This is a genomic window from Vibrio sp. CUB2 (assembly GCF_001557945.1).
GTDB lineage: Bacteria > Pseudomonadota > Gammaproteobacteria > Enterobacterales > Vibrionaceae > Vibrio > Vibrio owensii.
The window spans coordinates 94,791-109,911 of the sequence record NZ_LNRB01000008.1; the positions used below are offsets into that span (position 1 = coordinate 94,791).

Below are 15,121 nucleotides of genomic sequence, written 5' to 3' on the forward strand. Positions count from 1 at the left end.
CTAACCTCCCCTTGTATCAAACTCCGAAGCTTTCAACACGCTGAGCTCAAAGGGGAGGAACTGGTTTCGTGTTCGCAGATAGTTCAATTCACAATGCAACATCACAATGCGCTGAAAGTAGATTCTGAATAATCGCTTAGGCTCCTTCAGAATGACGCAGTATGAATACCGCTCTATCCGAGTCATTCCCGCAAACCTAAGTGAGACTGGGAATCTACTCACCACAAACTCGATCGAAAATGATTAGCAAGAACACGAACAAACAAAAGTGAAAGAAGGTTGCAAGCACCTCACCCAACGTTAAGCCTTAACGCTGCTTAGCGAACACTTGAGTCCAATAGTAGCGATAGCTTGCTGACTGGTTTTCAACCATGGAGGCGCCCATCTGGTCGAAGTTGGCATTCATAATATTGAGGCAGTGGCCTTCACTTGACAGCCAAGAGTTCATCACGGCATTAATTGAGCTTTGCCCGGCAGCCACGTTCTCACCCAGTCGACTCCAAGCGTAACCCGTCGCGTTGACTCGGCTTGAAAGCGTACTGCCATCCGACCCTGTGTGGCTCATAAAATCACTGTTTGCCATATCACTGGAGTGCCCATAAGCGGCGCTTTCGAGATCGTAGCTCCAAGTCAGTGCGCCAACTGGTGGCATTATTTTAGACCCACACTGCTGAGTTTTAGATCGAGCATCGTTTACGGCGGCCAGCATCTGCTCGGCAAAAGTGGTTTCTGTCGGTGGTGTATCTGGGGATTGTGAGCCGCTGTCTGCAGGTGATGACGAGTCTCCATCGCCGCCACATGCGCTGAGAAGTAGCGCCAATGCTGGCACTAAGATCTTTGTTGGCATTGTCTGTCCTTATATTCATAACGAAAGGCAAAATACGCTTTCGATAACCAAGATCAATAACCTAACAAAAATTCATTTGAGCGCCATATGGTGCAGAGTGTTTTGACCAAATACTCACGTGGCGTTTTCAATAGCCGAATCTGGCTACTTTGGGAGGTTCAATTCCATATCAATACGGTGCATATCTTTGCCCCATCCATCGAGAATGTGGTTCAGTTCTACGGCACTGTATTTGGCAAAAAACGGCGCAGACAAATGACTTGCAGCAATTTTGATTTGCGGGACGTTTAAGCGCTTAGCACGATCAATAGCTCGGCTCATAAACTCATGCCCTATCTTCATTCCTTGCGCTTTTGGTGAGATTAAAATCCAGTTCAAACTATGAAATGCCTGTGTTTTGCCACTCAAACCATAAGCACCAACGAGTTCACCATTTAGAAAACACACCTCATAACCTTGAGGATCACTATCAAGAAACTCCGCGTAATCTTCTCTTTCATTGATTGCAAAATATTCAGGGCAGTTTTCATCGAAAATGCGCAGGCAATCCCCTTTATCACTTGGTAAGAAGGATCTAAAACTTATGTTATTTGCCATGCGACTGCCTCTTTCGATTATGTATTTGGAGATGCTAACCGATCTGTGTGGCATTGGCCTTAACAAAAGTTAAAACCATCGTACTGAAGAGAGAGAAAGCGCCTCAATACGCCGACTAAACGCGCTTTTTGATAGTCAGAACGAGCCTTTTCATTGGCACGCATAACCGAAGCTCTAACGGCGTCTACACTCTTAGTCTTTGATTGTTTCAGTCGAGGCAACTATGGATGGAAGAAACCCAACAAGGCGAGACGGTAGACCACACACTTCTTCGGGCGGTGCGTATCAATCTCAGCATCCCGCAGTGCATCAGAGTACCAGTCAGCCTCGGAGAGAAGATACGATGTCCGCTCGCTTGACCAGACAAAGGCGAGCGCGAGCAGAAGAGCTTCGATTTACCGATGCAGACCAACAAAGGTGGGCAGCGAATCGAACAAGAGTAGACGCTGAAAGACGACGAACAGGTGCAGCCCAAGTGCCTGTGAGAAAAGTCGCTTCTCTTCATCTTGGCACTCGACGGGATCATAGAGATATTGTGGATATTGTCCCTACTTTTCAAAAAGATGGACGTCTTAGCCCAGATAGCGAAGCGGCTCTAAAAGGCATGATAGACAGCAGTAGAGATTACGTCTTGTCGTTAACGGGGCACTCATCCTCTAGCCCTATCCCCAACCAGAAAACCTACACCAAACACGACGTAGCAACCAACACCGTTAGTGGTGGTTTTAATACCTCCGGCGCGATAGAACACGCTTGCCAAATCATCACCTCAAAAGGCTCACAGGTGGTCGGTTTGGTATCTGGCCATTGCCATGGAAAATCCAGAAGCCTCGCCATGATGAAACAAGGCGCCCTAAAAGCAGGTGTTTTATTGGATGATGAATACACGTTTGCCACTCCCAAGAGCATTACAGCAGGGGAAACTCGCGAAGAGGCTCTCAAGTTAGTGATGAAGCTTAATAAGTTACGAAGGGAGCGGCGGTGATGTAATGTGGTCTTTCAACCTGCCCATGTCATGACGAACAAATAAATACGCATCACCTGAATAAGGCGCGGCATCAACGAGAGGTTGTAACCCAATTCAATATAGGGCGATTAGAATGCGCTTTTTAGTACTTGGTGAACACTGCCAAATTTAGCGTCTTAAGCGAACACGACTTTTGAGATCGCGATGCAGCACATTTTTGCCCCACCACTCGTAAATAAGAACAGAGATCCCCATATATGTGGATAATTGGGCGTTCATTTCATAAGTCGTTACACAACTCGGGGCTTTAGGGCTTTACATCTGGCGCAATGAGATGAACACTTCCCACCAAAGTAAAATCGCAGCCGACATAGTAGAGTCAGTAAAATTATGAGTAACACGACGGCGAAAAAGTCGAATCCATTATTCGAGATCCTGTTTAACGTCATCATTCCTTCATTCATTTTGATGAAGTTCAGTGGTGAAGAGCACCTAGGTACAGCATTGGCATTGGTTGTCGCTTTGATGTTCCCTTTGGTGTACGGCGGTATGGATCTTATCCGCAACAAAAAGTTTAACTTCATCTCTGCACTGGGCTTTATCAGCGTGCTCTTAACCGGTGGTATTGGCCTGTTAGAGCTAGACACGCGCTGGTTGGCATTGAAAGAAGCCTTAATCCCAGGCTTGATCGGTCTTGCAGTGTTGGGCTCAACCTTCACTCGCTACCCGTTGATGCAAAAGATGCTGTTGAATGACACGATTTTGAACCTGCCGCTGATTAACGAGCGTCTGGCTCAGAATGGCAAAACACAAGCGTTTGACCGCTGCCTAATGTCTTCAAACTACATGTTCGCAAGTACGTTCGCATTCTCTTCAGCGATGAACTACTTCCTTGCAACGTGGATTGTAACCAGCCCAGCAGGTACAGCAGCGTTCAATGAAGAACTGGGTAAACTAACGCTGTACAGCTACCCAATGATTGCGATTCCGAGCATGTTGATGATGTTTGGTATTTTCTACTACATCTGGCGCCAAGTTCGCGCAATGACGTCGCTAGAGACTGAGCAGATTTTTCATACCAAATAATGCTGGTTCCGCCTTGATAGGCAAAGTGAGATAAAAAGAACCCCGATAGTTGATCACCAATTATCGGGGTTTTGTTTTTTGGAGTGATTTAGTTAAACGTGATTAGAAGCTGTAAGCCACAGACGCTTTAAAGTTACGACCCACTTCGTAGCTGGTGTATTTCTCTGAACCCCAAGAGATACCAAAGCCTGTGTGCTCTGCATATAGCTTATTGAACACGTTATCAACCGCTAGGTTAACTGATAGGTCTTTCGCGAAATCTGGTACGTACACAGCCCAAAGGTTATGCGTTGCGAAACCAGGGCGCTCCACTTTTTCGCCGTCTTCGTCTGTGTAATCGTTACCCGGAACGAAGCGTGAATCCCAACCGAACACCACTTCACTGGTTACGTCGTACTTAAAGCCCGCCTTGATGTTGTGAATACCCGTCTTGTTCATGTGGCTCGTCTTGCCGCTTTCTAGACTGGTTTGCTCACCATCAGAGTATGAGTGGTTTGCGTAAAGGTCGAAATCTTCAATGCTGTAAGTAAATACGGTTTCTACACCCCAGACTTCTACATCATTTTGGTTAGCCAAGGTTCTGTTGTTCTTGGTTGGGTGCATTTGGTTATCCAGATCGTACTGGTATGCAGTGAAGCCAAGAATCGCATTATCCGCCATCAACAAACCAGACATGTCGTAATCGAAGCCCGCTTCGTAGTTGTTACCTGTCATGGCTTTGGTGTCTGCCTGAGTTACGTCAGCCGCCGCTTTCATTGTCAGTGTTTCAGGTAGTGAAGCGCCTTTGAATAGACGACCGTAACCAACACGCAGTCTCAGGTTATCTGTGGTTTGGTATTCACCTTGGAACTTAGGCGACAGCTGGTCGTATTTACCTTGAAATACACCACCTAGCTCATGCACGTCATAACGAAGACCGGTAACAAAGCGGAAGTCATTAATCTCGAATGCGTCTTGCGCGTAGATGCCGTAAGCCGTTACTGTACCGCCGTCGATGTCGTAGTTCTTCGTCTCACCGAGTTTCGAGCCCGACGTGTAATGACCAAGGCCAGAATCAACCCACTGCTCTGATTTGTAACCCTCGAAGCCATAAGTCAACTCATGCTCGCCCACCCAAGAGATGTTGCGGATATCACCACCAATTGTCGTCACGTTGTACTCACGAGAAGGAATTGATAGGTCACCGTCTTTGGTGAATTCCCAAGCGCCATTCACTTGGTTCCAATCGCCATACTCTTCAGTTAGCGCATCACGATCCATGTACTGACGGTTGTAGTATAGGTTCGTCTTTAGATTCACCAAATCACTGCCATTGTCGTAGCGATGCATGAACGTCACAGTATCTCGGTTAATCGAGTGGTAGTTGTGCTCATCATGTGCGTACAGCGCACCCGCTTTCTCACCCGATAGCTGACGTTTACCACCGTCTTGGTACGTGTCGTAAGACAGTTTGAACTCGTTCGCGTCGTTTGGTACGAACACCACTTTCACCAAGCCAGACTTCAGCTTACCTTGCTTAGAAGTCACATCATCTTTACCCGGAATGTACAACTCACCGTCATCTGAGTAGTTCGCAATACCCATCAGTTGGAGTTCATCGTTCAGTTTCGCGTAAACCGCAACGTTCGTCGTGAAGCGTTCGTAAGCCGTTTGATACCCCGTTTTAACGCGAGCACCGATGCTTTCGTCTTCTGCAAGGAGGTCACTGGGATCTTTCGTTTCGTAGCTGAATGAGCCGTTAATCGCGCCCGCACCCGACAGTACCGAGTTACCGCCTAGGGTGATTTCAGCAGATTTAAGCATGGCTGGGTCAAAGGTCTGATCGCCAGAGTGGTGGAATAACTGACCTTCTTGGCGTGCACCATCAATGGTGACAACCGAGTATTTGTCTTCCATACCGCGAATGTAAACCTTGCGCGAGTAACGTGCGTTACCGTCAACCGTTACACTCGGCATGGTGTTCAGGATGTCTTTAATATCAGACGCTTGTTTTTGTTCTAATGTCTCTGAGTTGATTTCAGTTTGAACAAGTTGATCAAGAGCAGAACCGACAACGACGATGTTTTCGTCAGAAGCGTGAGCAGCAAAAGAGGCAATCGCAAAGGTGATGGCTGCGGAAAGTGACTTCAGTTTCATAATACTACTTATATTTTATAAACAATAACGAGGGAGCGCAGCATAATACATGAACTTAATGATAATTAATCTCATTTACATTCTTTACGTTAATGAGTGATTTATTTTTAATCAGATCGAGCAAATCATCATCAAATAATCCGCATTTAGGAAGGAGGTTGGGGTGAGGCATGAAAGGTATTTCGCGCAAGGTCGAGCACTTATGTCCAATCTTGCCGAAGCAGTGTTAGACTCAATACGATGCTTTCAGAATGTGGAAATACGATGTCATCTCGCCCAAAGACCTTCTATGAACAAGAAATTGACCGCATATACAGCGAGATGTCGTTGAGTCCAAAGCAGTTTCTCCTGATCAGGCAATCGAAAGCGTTTATGGAAAAGCATCACTCAGAAAACATCGAATTAAACGACTTAGCTAAAGCCGCCTTTATGTCGCGCTTTCACTATGTGCGAATTTTCAAACAGATGTATGGCGTAACGCCACGAAGCTATTTAAGAGATATGCGGATTAAGAAAGCCAAAGCGCTACTCAGGGAAGGTCACTCAATCACGGATACTTGTTTTCAGGTTGGTTATGAGAGCTTAACCACGTTTTCGAGTGTCTTTAGAAAGAGTACAGGTTACTCACCCAAAGCGTTTCAAAAAATGCAGAAAAGCAATCTAGAATAAGTTTTTGAGCCTCACTTTCAGTATCTTTTCCTCATCCAAATCCAGCAAAGGTAAATACCCGTGATCAGAATTTCCCTAACCAGCATACCTGTGGACGATCAGGACAAAGCCCTCGATTTTTACACTAACGTTCTTGGCTTTATCAAAAAGACCGAGGTACCAATCGGTGAACATAAATGGCTAACCGTCGTCTCTCCACAAGAGCAATCGGGTGTGGAGCTATTGTTAGAACCGATGGCATTTGGTCCAGCGAAAGTGTATCAAGCCTCCCTAAAAGAAGCGGGTATTCCGTGGACTTCCTTCGCTGTCGATGATCTCAATGGTGAGTATGAAAGACTGACTTCGCTTGGCGTACAGTTCTCTATTGAGCCAAGAGAGGCGGGCACAGTGATGATTGCCGTGCTAGATGATACTTGCGGAAACTACATCCAATTGATGCAAGAGCTCTAAAGCTATAACAACTAAGTGTAAGTAGGTAGAGGCTGTCAGATCTTTCTTAAGAACTGACGCCTCTGCTTGGTTATAACCTTACAGAAAAAGTGTGATTCGACCGAGCAAAGATATGAAAGTCATCGTGTATTCGATACTCAACTCGATTAACATGGATTTTTTAATATTCTGTAATATTTATAAAACCTATGTTTGGATTAAAACGAATCAAAGCAGAAAATGAGGCGCTAAAGCAAGAGTTAGCAGACCTTAAGCAGAAGTATCAAACCGATGTTGTCGTTCTAGAAAATCAGCTCCAAGAAGCCCAACAACTTGTTGGCTCAGCACAACAAGATCACCACAACTGTGATGAGTTAATGTCGAGCAGCTTGAAAGGGGGCGATATGCTCCAAACCATTCGAACTGAAATGGTCGAAAGTGCTCAGTCTATGGCGCATGAAAACCAAGAACTGCAACAGCTTGATGAAATGTTTAAGCAGACACATCAGGCCTTAGCACGACTTGATAACAGAGCTGTAAAAATCAGCACTCAAGCCTCACAAAGCATTGAATCTGTTCAAATATTAGATAACACCGCCACTTCTATTTCGCACCTTGTATCTACTATTCAAGAGATTTCTGACCAAACCAACTTGCTCGCTCTCAATGCCGCCATTGAGGCCGCACGAGCCGGTGAAGCCGGACGTGGATTTGCCGTGGTCGCAGACGAAGTGAGAACACTTGCAGGTAAAGCGAGCGAAGCCAGTGAGAAAATTGATTCGTTGGTTAACCAAGTGCTCACGCAAGTCAGCGCAATTAAAAACTCCATCGACGAAAACCAAACTTGCGCGGAAGAAGTCTCTGCCTCTTCGGCTCAAATTGGCACCATCGTGAATGAAGTGGTGGTGAAGTCAGAACACATGAAGCAAGTGATTCACATTGCTTCAACGCGTGCTTTCTTAGATACGGTCAAACTCGACCACGCCATCTGGAAAAACAACGTTTACCGCCTCCTACAAAGCGGCGCATTCGGTGAAACGGTGAATAGCCACTCAGAGTGTCGCTTAGGCCAGTGGTACTACCGTGGCGATGGCAAAGCTTACAGCCACCTAAGAAGCTATGCGTTACTTGAAGAACCACACAAAGGCGTGCATGACAGCGGACGTGAAGCAATGAGCCAAGCCAAATCTGGCAACATGGCCGGCATGGTGACCGCAATTAACGCGATGGAAGACGCCAGCGAACAAGTCGTCGTTCAGATAGACCTTTTGATGGAAGAGATTATCGCAAGTTAATTTCAAGACTTGTTCCTCCTCCCTTCTCATCCAATGAATCAAGGGAGGAGGTTGGACTTACCTTCCCTATCATCCCTTATCCATTCTTTGGCAATTGCGTCTCAAGCCACTCAATAAATGCAGCATTCTTTGGTCTGTGTTGTTGCCCGTTTAGACAGATCAAATCATAGCCTCGCTCTGCACATACGCGCTCAAAAGGTGCCACTAGCTCACCGTTTTCTAAGCTGCTTTTCACTAAAGATTCACGGGCGATCCCCAACCCCATTCCGTTCTTAGCCGCTGTCATTGCCATATCGGCGTGATTAAACAAGTACGTTCTGTCCATCACATTAAGTGTGTTGAGTAGCGGGTTAGATTGTTTGTCCAACCACATCGCCCATTCTTGATTGGGTTCACTCGCCTCTAATGATTCAGAGCAATGAATAAAAGTCACGCTGGCCAACTGCTCAAGCAATGGTGCTGGCCCAGTAAAATGGTCGTTAAAGTATTTGGGGCTACAAACCGGCAACAGCACTTCATCAAATAAACGCTGATGGTAAAAACCCGGATGTTCGCTATCGCTGTAGTAAATTGCGATATCGACGGGCTCATGCTGAAAGTCCAAACGGCTCGCTTTCACCCTCAGTTTAATATTGAGATGCGGATACAAACGTTGGAAATCTGGCAACCTTGGCAATAGCCAACTCTGGGCGAACGTCGGCGCTGCTCCAATATATAACTCACCGCGCAGTTCATTGAACTTGATGTCTTCGAGCTCAGAGAAAATAACGTCGAACGATTGGTTTAATGCATGCAGTAATCGCTCACCTTCTTTGGTCAGTTCTAATCGTCTCGTCATGCGCACAAACAAACTGAAGCCCAGTTGCTCTTCTAACGATTTGATTCGCTGGCTCACCGCTCCTTGGGTAATGAAGAGCTCTTCCGCTGCTTTGGTAAAGCTAAGAAACTTACCTGCAATCGCAAAAGTGTACATATTGGAGAGCATCTGCTGCTTTCTGTCCATCACTCGACCCTCTATAAATTAGCTGTACTAATCCATAGCAAGATTTGTTTGGTTTGTGAAGCTCATCAGGATGCTTTTTAATCAAACTGTCTTATCCATAACGAGAACATCACGATGAAAAAGAATCTTAAAATTACCATCATAGGCGCAGGCTCTAGCTACACACCAGAGCTCATCGAAGGTCTGATCAAACGAAATCATGAACTGCCAATCGGCGAACTGTGGTTGGTTGATATTGAAGATGGCGCAGAGAAAGTCAGCATCATTGGCGATTTAACACGTCGCATGTTGGCTAAAAACGACATGTCGCATATTGATGTACACGTCACTTTGGATCGCAAACCTGCTTTGAAAGACGCAGACTTTGTATGTTCTCAATTTCGCGCTGGCTGCTTGGAAGGTCGAATCCGTGATGAACGTATCTCGCTGAAGTACGGCATGATCGGTCAGGAGACCAACGGGTTAGGCGGCTTTGCCAATGCCTGTCGTACTATTCCTATTGCGCTGGAAATCTGTAAAGAGATGGAAGTGTTGTGTCCAGATGCTTGGTTGCTAAACTTTACCAACCCATCAGGCATGGTGACAGAAGCGATTCTCAAACACACCAAAGTGAAAGCGGTCGGTTTATGTAACGTACCAGTGATCATGCAAAAAGGCATTGCCCAAATGCTCGGTGCTAACGAGCAAGAGTTTGTACTGCAAGTTGCGGGTTTGAACCACTTTATCTGGGCACGCCAGATCCTGCACGAGGGTCGTGACAAACTTCAAGAAGTGGTCGAAGAGATCCTATCTGGCAACGATCCTTTGGTGCCGCAAAACATTCCTCCATTCGACTGGCCACAAGAGCTATTGCGCAATATGGGGATGATCCCGTGTGCTTACCTGCGCTATTACTACACCAGCGAAGACATCATGAGCCAAGAGATTGAAGAAGCGAACGGCGAAGGTACGCGCGGTGAAGTGGTCAAAGCTATGGAGAAACGACTGTTCGATATCTACCGCAATCCAGAACTCAACGAGAAACCAAAAGAGCTCGAAAAGCGTGGTGGTCAATACTACTCAGAAGCTGCCTGCGAGCTGATGAGCTCTATCTACAACGATAAGCGCACCATCATGCACGTAAACACCCGTAACAACGGTGCCATTGCAGGTTTACCTGACGATTGCGCGGTGGAAGTCAGCTGCATGATCACAAAATCGGGACCTGTGGCTTTAAACGTCGCGCCATTCCCAAGCGATACGCTACGCTTGATTCAATTGATGAAAGACTTTGAATCACTCACGGTAGAAGCGGCTGTCACAGGCGACCGCAATGCCGCGCATCGAGCATTGATTTTGAACCCGCTCGTGACCACTGGGACGATTCTAGAAAAGGCTCTAGAAGAGACAATTGAAGCCAACCTCGACTACATGCCACAGTTCCGTTAACCCTAACAAAAACGCAAAAGGGATGGTGAATTCCATCCCTTTTTTATTCTTCAATTTACCCAGTAACCTCAAGGTGTTTGAATACAGTTACTACATGGTCAGAATAATTTTGCCTTGCAGCGTGACCGACTCATCTTCTATCAGCTCGAAGGCGCGCTGGAACTGTTCTAACGGAAGGTAACGATCCACATCGAGTTGTATCTGGTGTTCCATAAAGTGTTCTAGCATCTCGGCAAAGACTTGTTTGCGAACGGTCTTACCAACTGACTCTTCCCAATAACGCAAAAAGAACGTACTGAAGTCGATATTGCTTTGCTTCATACAAGCGAAAAAAGCTGGCTCGTAAGGGGTAAGTGAAAGCGTTCCGTAATTGATGTATGTTCCCGAATTGCGCACAACTTGGATGAGTTCTGTTCCCACTTTGCCGCCAATAGCATCGAACACGACATTCGGTTGAAGCAACTCTCGGGCATTAATTTGAGATTGCAGATCCTGCTTGCTATCTAACACTGCAATAGAGTCGTATGGATAACGCTCTGGCGCGGAGCTCATCGCAATAAAAGTAAATCCGAGAGAGTGCGATAACTGAGCGAAGATCTTACCAATCGCAGACTTGCCCGCGTTAATGATCACCACATCCTCTTTACCTAACTTGGCAACGTGAGTGGTGATCACCCAAGCCGTCAGGGCATTGATATACAATTGGCAAGCGTAGCCACTCTCAAGTTCTTCCGGCACAGCAAAGACATTCTCCGCAAGCGCATCGACATAGCTTTGCCAAGTCCCGCTTTGTACCACCAGCACCTTTTGCCCGATGTGAAATTCGGTTTGATGCGGATCGTTTATCTCTACCACACGCCCAACCGCTTCAAAGCCGGGGACTCGCGGCGGTACATGGGTGCGACGATACTGCCCTACTCCCTGAATCGACAATCGGTCACTTGGATTAATGTTTGTGGCTTCGATTTGCACACGCACTTTACCCAAAGCGAGTGGCTCTAGCTCAACATGCTCAAACACCAACGATTCACTTGGCGAACCAAAGCTCAGTTGATTAACGCGAGTGTTTGTCTTGGCCGAGTTGGTCTTAATTAAGCTCATCTGGATACCACGGGATTGCTAGAGGAAGTATGACGCGCCATAGCGAAACGGGTATATAACGTTTTCTCGGCGCGCGCGTCAAATTGGATAAGAGCCTAAACGGGCTGACTCAACATAAACACCACCACTAAAGCGAGGCTGCTGCCCATACATCGGTTCACCCATACCACCTTTTGTGGTGACTGAATAAAGCGGTTCAATACGGTGCCAAAGTACGCCCAAGCAAACATCCCCAGCACACCAGTTCCCACCATCACACTTATGATGATCACCACTTGAGTCAGGTAATCATTGTTTGGTGAGATAAATTGAGAGAACACCGTCAGCGATGCAACCCAACTTTTCGGATTAAGAATTTGCACCCAAACGCCAGATAAAAAGCCGGACTTTTTTGCATTCGAATCATTGTCGAGTTCCATCGTAGCAATCGACCATGCGAGATACAGTAGGTACGCCGCGCCAATCCACTTTAACGCCGTGTACAAATCTGGGTAAAGAGTAAACAAACTGACAAGCCCCACACTTGCACCAAGCAACATGATGATCACCCCGACTGCGTTGCCTAATACAAACGGCACGGTCGCAGAAAACCCATATCGGCTTGAAATACCTAACAGCGCGACGTTACCAGCTCCCGGCGTTAAAGAAATAGAAACGGCAAACAACAAAAATGCCGCCAACAATTGAGCACTCATGCTCTCTCTCCCAAAAAGTAATCAACGAATATGTGAAACAGTCTAACGATTTGGGTAGAAAGAAAATTGCTATCTGCGCTACGATAAAAGTCAATTTGAGCAGACTATTTCCAAAATAACCATGAAAAAGAAAGAATCCACCAACTTTGAATTGGATAGTACCGATTTCGCCATTCTTGACCATATTCAGAAAGATGGTCGCATGAGTAATTCCAAGCTCGCAGAGACCGTTAACCTGAGTGAAACGCCCTGCTGGCGACGCTGGAAAAAGATGGAAGAGGAAGGTTACATTGAGGGTTACGCGGCGAAGTTGAACCGCAAAAAGCTCGGCTTCCAAGTCTCTGGTTTTACACTGGTGACACTAGGCAGTCATGAAGTGGAAAACACCACGCCTTTTGAAGACTTCGTAGCAGAAACCGATTGGATCTTAATGTGTCACTGCATTGCTGGCAGCGCAGATTACATGGTGCAAGTGGTGGCGAGAGACTTGGACGAATACTTTGACCACATCAGTACAATTCGCCGCGTAAAAGGCATCAGCGCCATTCAATCCAACGTCTCCGTTAAGGAAATCAAGAGTACATTCCAGTTGCCGCTAGAGTAATTCTTTCAATCTAAAGCACAAGCCAGCGATCTCACGCTGGCTATAAATGAAACTTAAATTGAGTTTAGTCATCTCCCCAGTAAACAGAGTCTACTCTGGAGCTGCCCTCTATGCCATCATCACCACCAACAAGATAAATGCGGCCTTTATAAATGAATGTATCTCGATATGCATAATTAAGGACATCAAAGTAGCGTATTTGCCATGTATCTAGCTCTGTGTCGTAACGCATTACTTCTTGATAGCCATAGCCATACAGCTCAGTTTTCAATACGTATATGTATTTTCCTGATGTAACCGCGGTATGTTTATCACGGTTTAAAGGATGATATGTACCTAAAGAGGTCCATGAGTCACTCTGTGTATTGTAGCTTGAGTATTCAAAATTACTGTAGTTACCGCCAAAAACATAAAGGGTATCTCCAATAACAGCGGTAGCAGAATCATAGCGCTCAACATTAGCAGAAGCTAAAGTTTTCCACTCTCGTGCTTCAAGATCATAACTGTATGCCGAGCGGGTAATATCTCCATGTTCATTGAATCCCCCAACCATATAGATTTTGTTTTCGATTACCTGAATTTGAGAGCTCCCGCCAAGAGCCTCTGGGGCAGACGAAACAAATTCAAATGTTAGCAACTCTTTATTTAAACGCCGCAAAACGCCATCAGCAAAATAGTACATCTCACCATTGTGAGCAATACTATCTCCTAGGAAAAAATACGGAGTAAATATATTTTCAGCGTATGCGATATTCTGCTCTTTTGTTAGGTCATACTTCACTACTTTCTGACCGTCCGTCACGTAAAGTATGTCATCGAATACCGCAGAGCTTGTGTCTAGAAAATCTGTTTTTAAAGGCGCGTGTCGAATTGGTTGAGAGCTCTCGTCTTCCAGCTTAATATCGACTAGCGTCACTAACTCCTGATCTTCATCTAGAACTTCAATACTGATGATTTCTTGACCTTCAAAAACGGTATCATCAAAAATTGTGAGCTCGATGTAACCGCTCGATTCCATTGTTGGGTTAAACGTGCGATCTAAAGTAAAGTCAAAACGATCAGCGGTTGATTGCGCTGATACCTTAAACGTCAAACTACGAGAGGTATTTTGCTCTTCAACGAAATCGAACCAGAAGCGATGGGTGTACTCATTTTCGTACAATGTTAAGTCACTATCCCTAAAAGTAATGTCATATGACTTCTCTACAACGATTACCTCACGTGTGGCCTCACCAAAGTTCCCAGCTGTATCATAAACAGAATACTCCACATAATAAGTTCCTGCTAAAGTGTGGTCGACTATGCCTGATGAAACAACTTCATTTGTAAGGTCACCGTCCAAGTTATCCAAAGCTGTTGCGCCTTGCTCCTCATAAATATCACCGACAAAGAGCATGATATTACTTTCACCATTTAGGTTAATAACGGGCGCTTCAAGATCCTTAACAACGACTTCTCGCGTAGTGCTAGATTCATTCCCTGAAGCATCTATTGCAGAGTATGACACTTCATAACTGCCCACAGTGTTAACATCTACACTTCCATTAACGGCAATTTCAACCATATCGTCAGCATTATCCGTAACGGTTGCTCCCGGATCATTAAAGTTGCTACCCAAGGCAACCTCGAGGGGGTTGTTTCCTTGCAAAATTAAAACTGGCGCCTCACGATCCACGACATTGATAGTTCGAATGACCGTAGCACTATTAGCTCTGCTGTCTTGTGCAAAGTAAGCCACTTCGTAACGACCGAGTTGATTGGTATCCACAAAGCCAGAAATAGTAACCTCGACAGGTCCATCAACATTGTCCATCGCTGTTGCACCAAGGTCAGAAAAGTCTGTACCGAAAGCAACATCAATTGGATTTTCACCTTGCAGCGTGACAATCGGAGCAGTGCTATCGACAACTTCAACTGTTCTAACCACGGTCGAGCTGTTGTTACTACTATCTTGGGCAAAGTAAACAATTTCATAACTACCAAGTTGATTGGTGTCTACAACACCAGTAATAGAGACATCAACTTCACCATCCACATCATCGACGGCAAGGGCTCCAGGCTCGCTATAGGTATTTTGATACTCGACATACGTAGTGGCATTGCCGAATAACGTTATCGAAGGAGGATTAGTATCGGGTGGGGGTGGGTTGTCATCAGATCCTCCTCCTCCGCAAGCAGACAACAAGAATGGCAGGGTAAATGCCGCGATTAGCCGATTTGACATTGTTCACACTCCAAGTGATAAAGCTCACGCCCTTATTGAT

14 protein-coding genes are annotated in these 15,121 nt (G+C 45.8%); 7 read left to right on the forward strand and 7 right to left on the reverse strand.

Annotated features, from left to right (window positions below; translation table 11 throughout):
* Positions 1 to 307: 307 nt before the first annotated feature.
* Both ATB78_RS14455 and ATB78_RS14460 read right to left on the reverse strand, forming a co-directional pair.
* Complete coding sequence (locus tag ATB78_RS14455; RefSeq protein WP_061009006.1) at positions 308 to 847, reverse strand: CAP domain-containing protein; 540 nt, start codon at positions 845 to 847, stop codon at positions 308 to 310.
* Positions 848 to 991: 144 nt separating this feature from the next.
* The gene (locus ATB78_RS14460) at positions 992 to 1,444 is read right to left on the reverse strand and encodes a GNAT family N-acetyltransferase (protein WP_061009007.1); all 453 of its coding nucleotides are present in this window, start codon (positions 1,442 to 1,444) and stop codon (positions 992 to 994) included.
* 223 nt (positions 1,445 to 1,667) lie between these two features.
* Between ATB78_RS14460 and ATB78_RS14465 the strand changes: the two genes are divergently transcribed.
* Both ATB78_RS14465 and ATB78_RS14470 read left to right on the forward strand, forming a co-directional pair.
* The gene (locus ATB78_RS14465) at positions 1,668 to 2,429 is read left to right on the forward strand and encodes a hypothetical protein (protein WP_061009008.1); all 762 of its coding nucleotides are present in this window, start codon (positions 1,668 to 1,670) and stop codon (positions 2,427 to 2,429) included.
* Positions 2,430 to 2,801: 372 nt separating this feature from the next.
* Positions 2,802 to 3,497 carry a VC0807 family protein gene (locus ATB78_RS14470; protein ID WP_005434212.1) on the forward strand — a complete coding sequence of 232 codons (696 nt, stop codon included), beginning with the start codon at positions 2,802 to 2,804 and terminating at the stop codon, positions 3,495 to 3,497.
* A gap of 102 nt (positions 3,498 to 3,599) precedes the next feature.
* On the opposite strand, the gene ATB78_RS14475 is transcribed toward ATB78_RS14470, so the two are convergent.
* Positions 3,600 to 5,633: a TonB-dependent receptor gene (locus ATB78_RS14475; protein ID WP_061009009.1), complete on the reverse strand. Its 2,034-nt coding sequence runs from the start codon at positions 5,631 to 5,633 to the stop codon at positions 3,600 to 3,602.
* Positions 5,634 to 5,897: 264 nt separating this feature from the next.
* Between ATB78_RS14475 and ATB78_RS14480 the strand changes: the two genes are divergently transcribed.
* The 3 genes from ATB78_RS14480 to ATB78_RS14490 all read left to right on the forward strand — a co-directional run bounded on the left by ATB78_RS14480 (position 5,898) and on the right by ATB78_RS14490 (position 8,026).
* Positions 5,898 to 6,302, forward strand: coding sequence for a helix-turn-helix transcriptional regulator (locus ATB78_RS14480; protein ID WP_061009010.1), 405 nt, complete (start codon positions 5,898 to 5,900; stop codon positions 6,300 to 6,302).
* A 60-nt stretch (positions 6,303 to 6,362) separates the two neighbouring features.
* A complete protein-coding gene (locus ATB78_RS14485; RefSeq protein WP_061009011.1) occupies positions 6,363 to 6,752 on the forward strand; it encodes a VOC family protein in 390 nt (129 codons plus the stop codon).
* Between the two features lie 188 nt (positions 6,753 to 6,940).
* The gene (locus tag ATB78_RS14490; protein WP_061009012.1) at positions 6,941 to 8,026 is read left to right on the forward strand and encodes a methyl-accepting chemotaxis protein; all 1,086 of its coding nucleotides are present in this window, start codon (positions 6,941 to 6,943) and stop codon (positions 8,024 to 8,026) included.
* Positions 8,027 to 8,102: 76 nt separating this feature from the next.
* Here the strand turns inward: ATB78_RS14490 and ATB78_RS14495 are convergent, their stop codons facing one another.
* Positions 8,103 to 9,029 (reverse strand): LysR substrate-binding domain-containing protein, encoded by a 927-nt coding sequence (locus ATB78_RS14495; protein ID WP_061009013.1) that lies wholly within the window; start codon positions 9,027 to 9,029, stop codon positions 8,103 to 8,105.
* A gap of 114 nt (positions 9,030 to 9,143) precedes the next feature.
* Between ATB78_RS14495 and ATB78_RS14500 the strand changes: the two genes are divergently transcribed.
* On the forward strand, positions 9,144 to 10,457 hold the full coding sequence (locus ATB78_RS14500; protein WP_045415224.1) for a 6-phospho-beta-glucosidase: 1,314 nt from the start codon (positions 9,144 to 9,146) through the stop codon (positions 10,455 to 10,457).
* Between the two features lie 90 nt (positions 10,458 to 10,547).
* Here the strand turns inward: ATB78_RS14500 and ATB78_RS14505 are convergent, their stop codons facing one another.
* Positions 10,548 to 11,558 (reverse strand): zinc-dependent alcohol dehydrogenase family protein, encoded by a 1,011-nt coding sequence (locus ATB78_RS14505; RefSeq protein ID WP_061009014.1) that lies wholly within the window; start codon positions 11,556 to 11,558, stop codon positions 10,548 to 10,550.
* Between the two features lie 95 nt (positions 11,559 to 11,653).
* A complete protein-coding gene (locus ATB78_RS14510; RefSeq protein WP_045484341.1) occupies positions 11,654 to 12,253 on the reverse strand; it encodes a LysE family translocator in 600 nt (199 codons plus the stop codon).
* Between the two features lie 121 nt (positions 12,254 to 12,374).
* On the opposite strand from ATB78_RS14510, the gene ATB78_RS14515 reads away from it, so the two are divergent.
* Positions 12,375 to 12,857, forward strand: coding sequence for an Lrp/AsnC family transcriptional regulator (locus ATB78_RS14515; protein ID WP_061009015.1), 483 nt, complete (start codon positions 12,375 to 12,377; stop codon positions 12,855 to 12,857).
* A 64-nt stretch (positions 12,858 to 12,921) separates the two neighbouring features.
* On the opposite strand, the gene ATB78_RS14520 is transcribed toward ATB78_RS14515, so the two are convergent.
* Positions 12,922 to 15,081: a DUF5011 domain-containing protein gene (locus ATB78_RS14520; protein ID WP_081096600.1), complete on the reverse strand. Its 2,160-nt coding sequence runs from the start codon at positions 15,079 to 15,081 to the stop codon at positions 12,922 to 12,924.
* Positions 15,082 to 15,121: the final 40 nt, after the last annotated feature.

Bases quoted from the DNA above. Each gene is read 5' to 3' on its own strand.
- ATB78_RS14455 (WP_061009006.1), bottom strand. From the start codon at position 847: ATGCCAACAAAGATCTTAGTGCCAGCATTGGCGCTACTTCTCAGCGCA.
- ATB78_RS14460 (WP_061009007.1), bottom strand. From the start codon at position 1,444: ATGGCAAATAACATAAGTTTTAGATCCTTCTTACCAAGTGATAAAGGG.
- ATB78_RS14465 (WP_061009008.1), top strand. From the start codon at position 1,668: ATGGATGGAAGAAACCCAACAAGGCGAGACGGTAGACCACACACTTCT.
- ATB78_RS14470 (WP_005434212.1), top strand. From the start codon at position 2,802: ATGAGTAACACGACGGCGAAAAAGTCGAATCCATTATTCGAGATCCTG.
- ATB78_RS14475 (WP_061009009.1), bottom strand. From the start codon at position 5,633: ATGAAACTGAAGTCACTTTCCGCAGCCATCACCTTTGCGATTGCCTCT.
- ATB78_RS14480 (WP_061009010.1), top strand. From the start codon at position 5,898: ATGTCATCTCGCCCAAAGACCTTCTATGAACAAGAAATTGACCGCATA.
- ATB78_RS14490 (WP_061009012.1), top strand. From the start codon at position 6,941: ATGTTTGGATTAAAACGAATCAAAGCAGAAAATGAGGCGCTAAAGCAA.
- ATB78_RS14495 (WP_061009013.1), bottom strand. From the start codon at position 9,029: ATGGACAGAAAGCAGCAGATGCTCTCCAATATGTACACTTTTGCGATT.
- ATB78_RS14500 (WP_045415224.1), top strand. From the start codon at position 9,144: ATGAAAAAGAATCTTAAAATTACCATCATAGGCGCAGGCTCTAGCTAC.
- ATB78_RS14505 (WP_061009014.1), bottom strand. From the start codon at position 11,558: ATGAGCTTAATTAAGACCAACTCGGCCAAGACAAACACTCGCGTTAAT.
- ATB78_RS14510 (WP_045484341.1), bottom strand. From the start codon at position 12,253: ATGAGTGCTCAATTGTTGGCGGCATTTTTGTTGTTTGCCGTTTCTATT.
- ATB78_RS14515 (WP_061009015.1), top strand. From the start codon at position 12,375: ATGAAAAAGAAAGAATCCACCAACTTTGAATTGGATAGTACCGATTTC.
- ATB78_RS14520 (WP_081096600.1), bottom strand. From the start codon at position 15,081: ATGTCAAATCGGCTAATCGCGGCATTTACCCTGCCATTCTTGTTGTCT.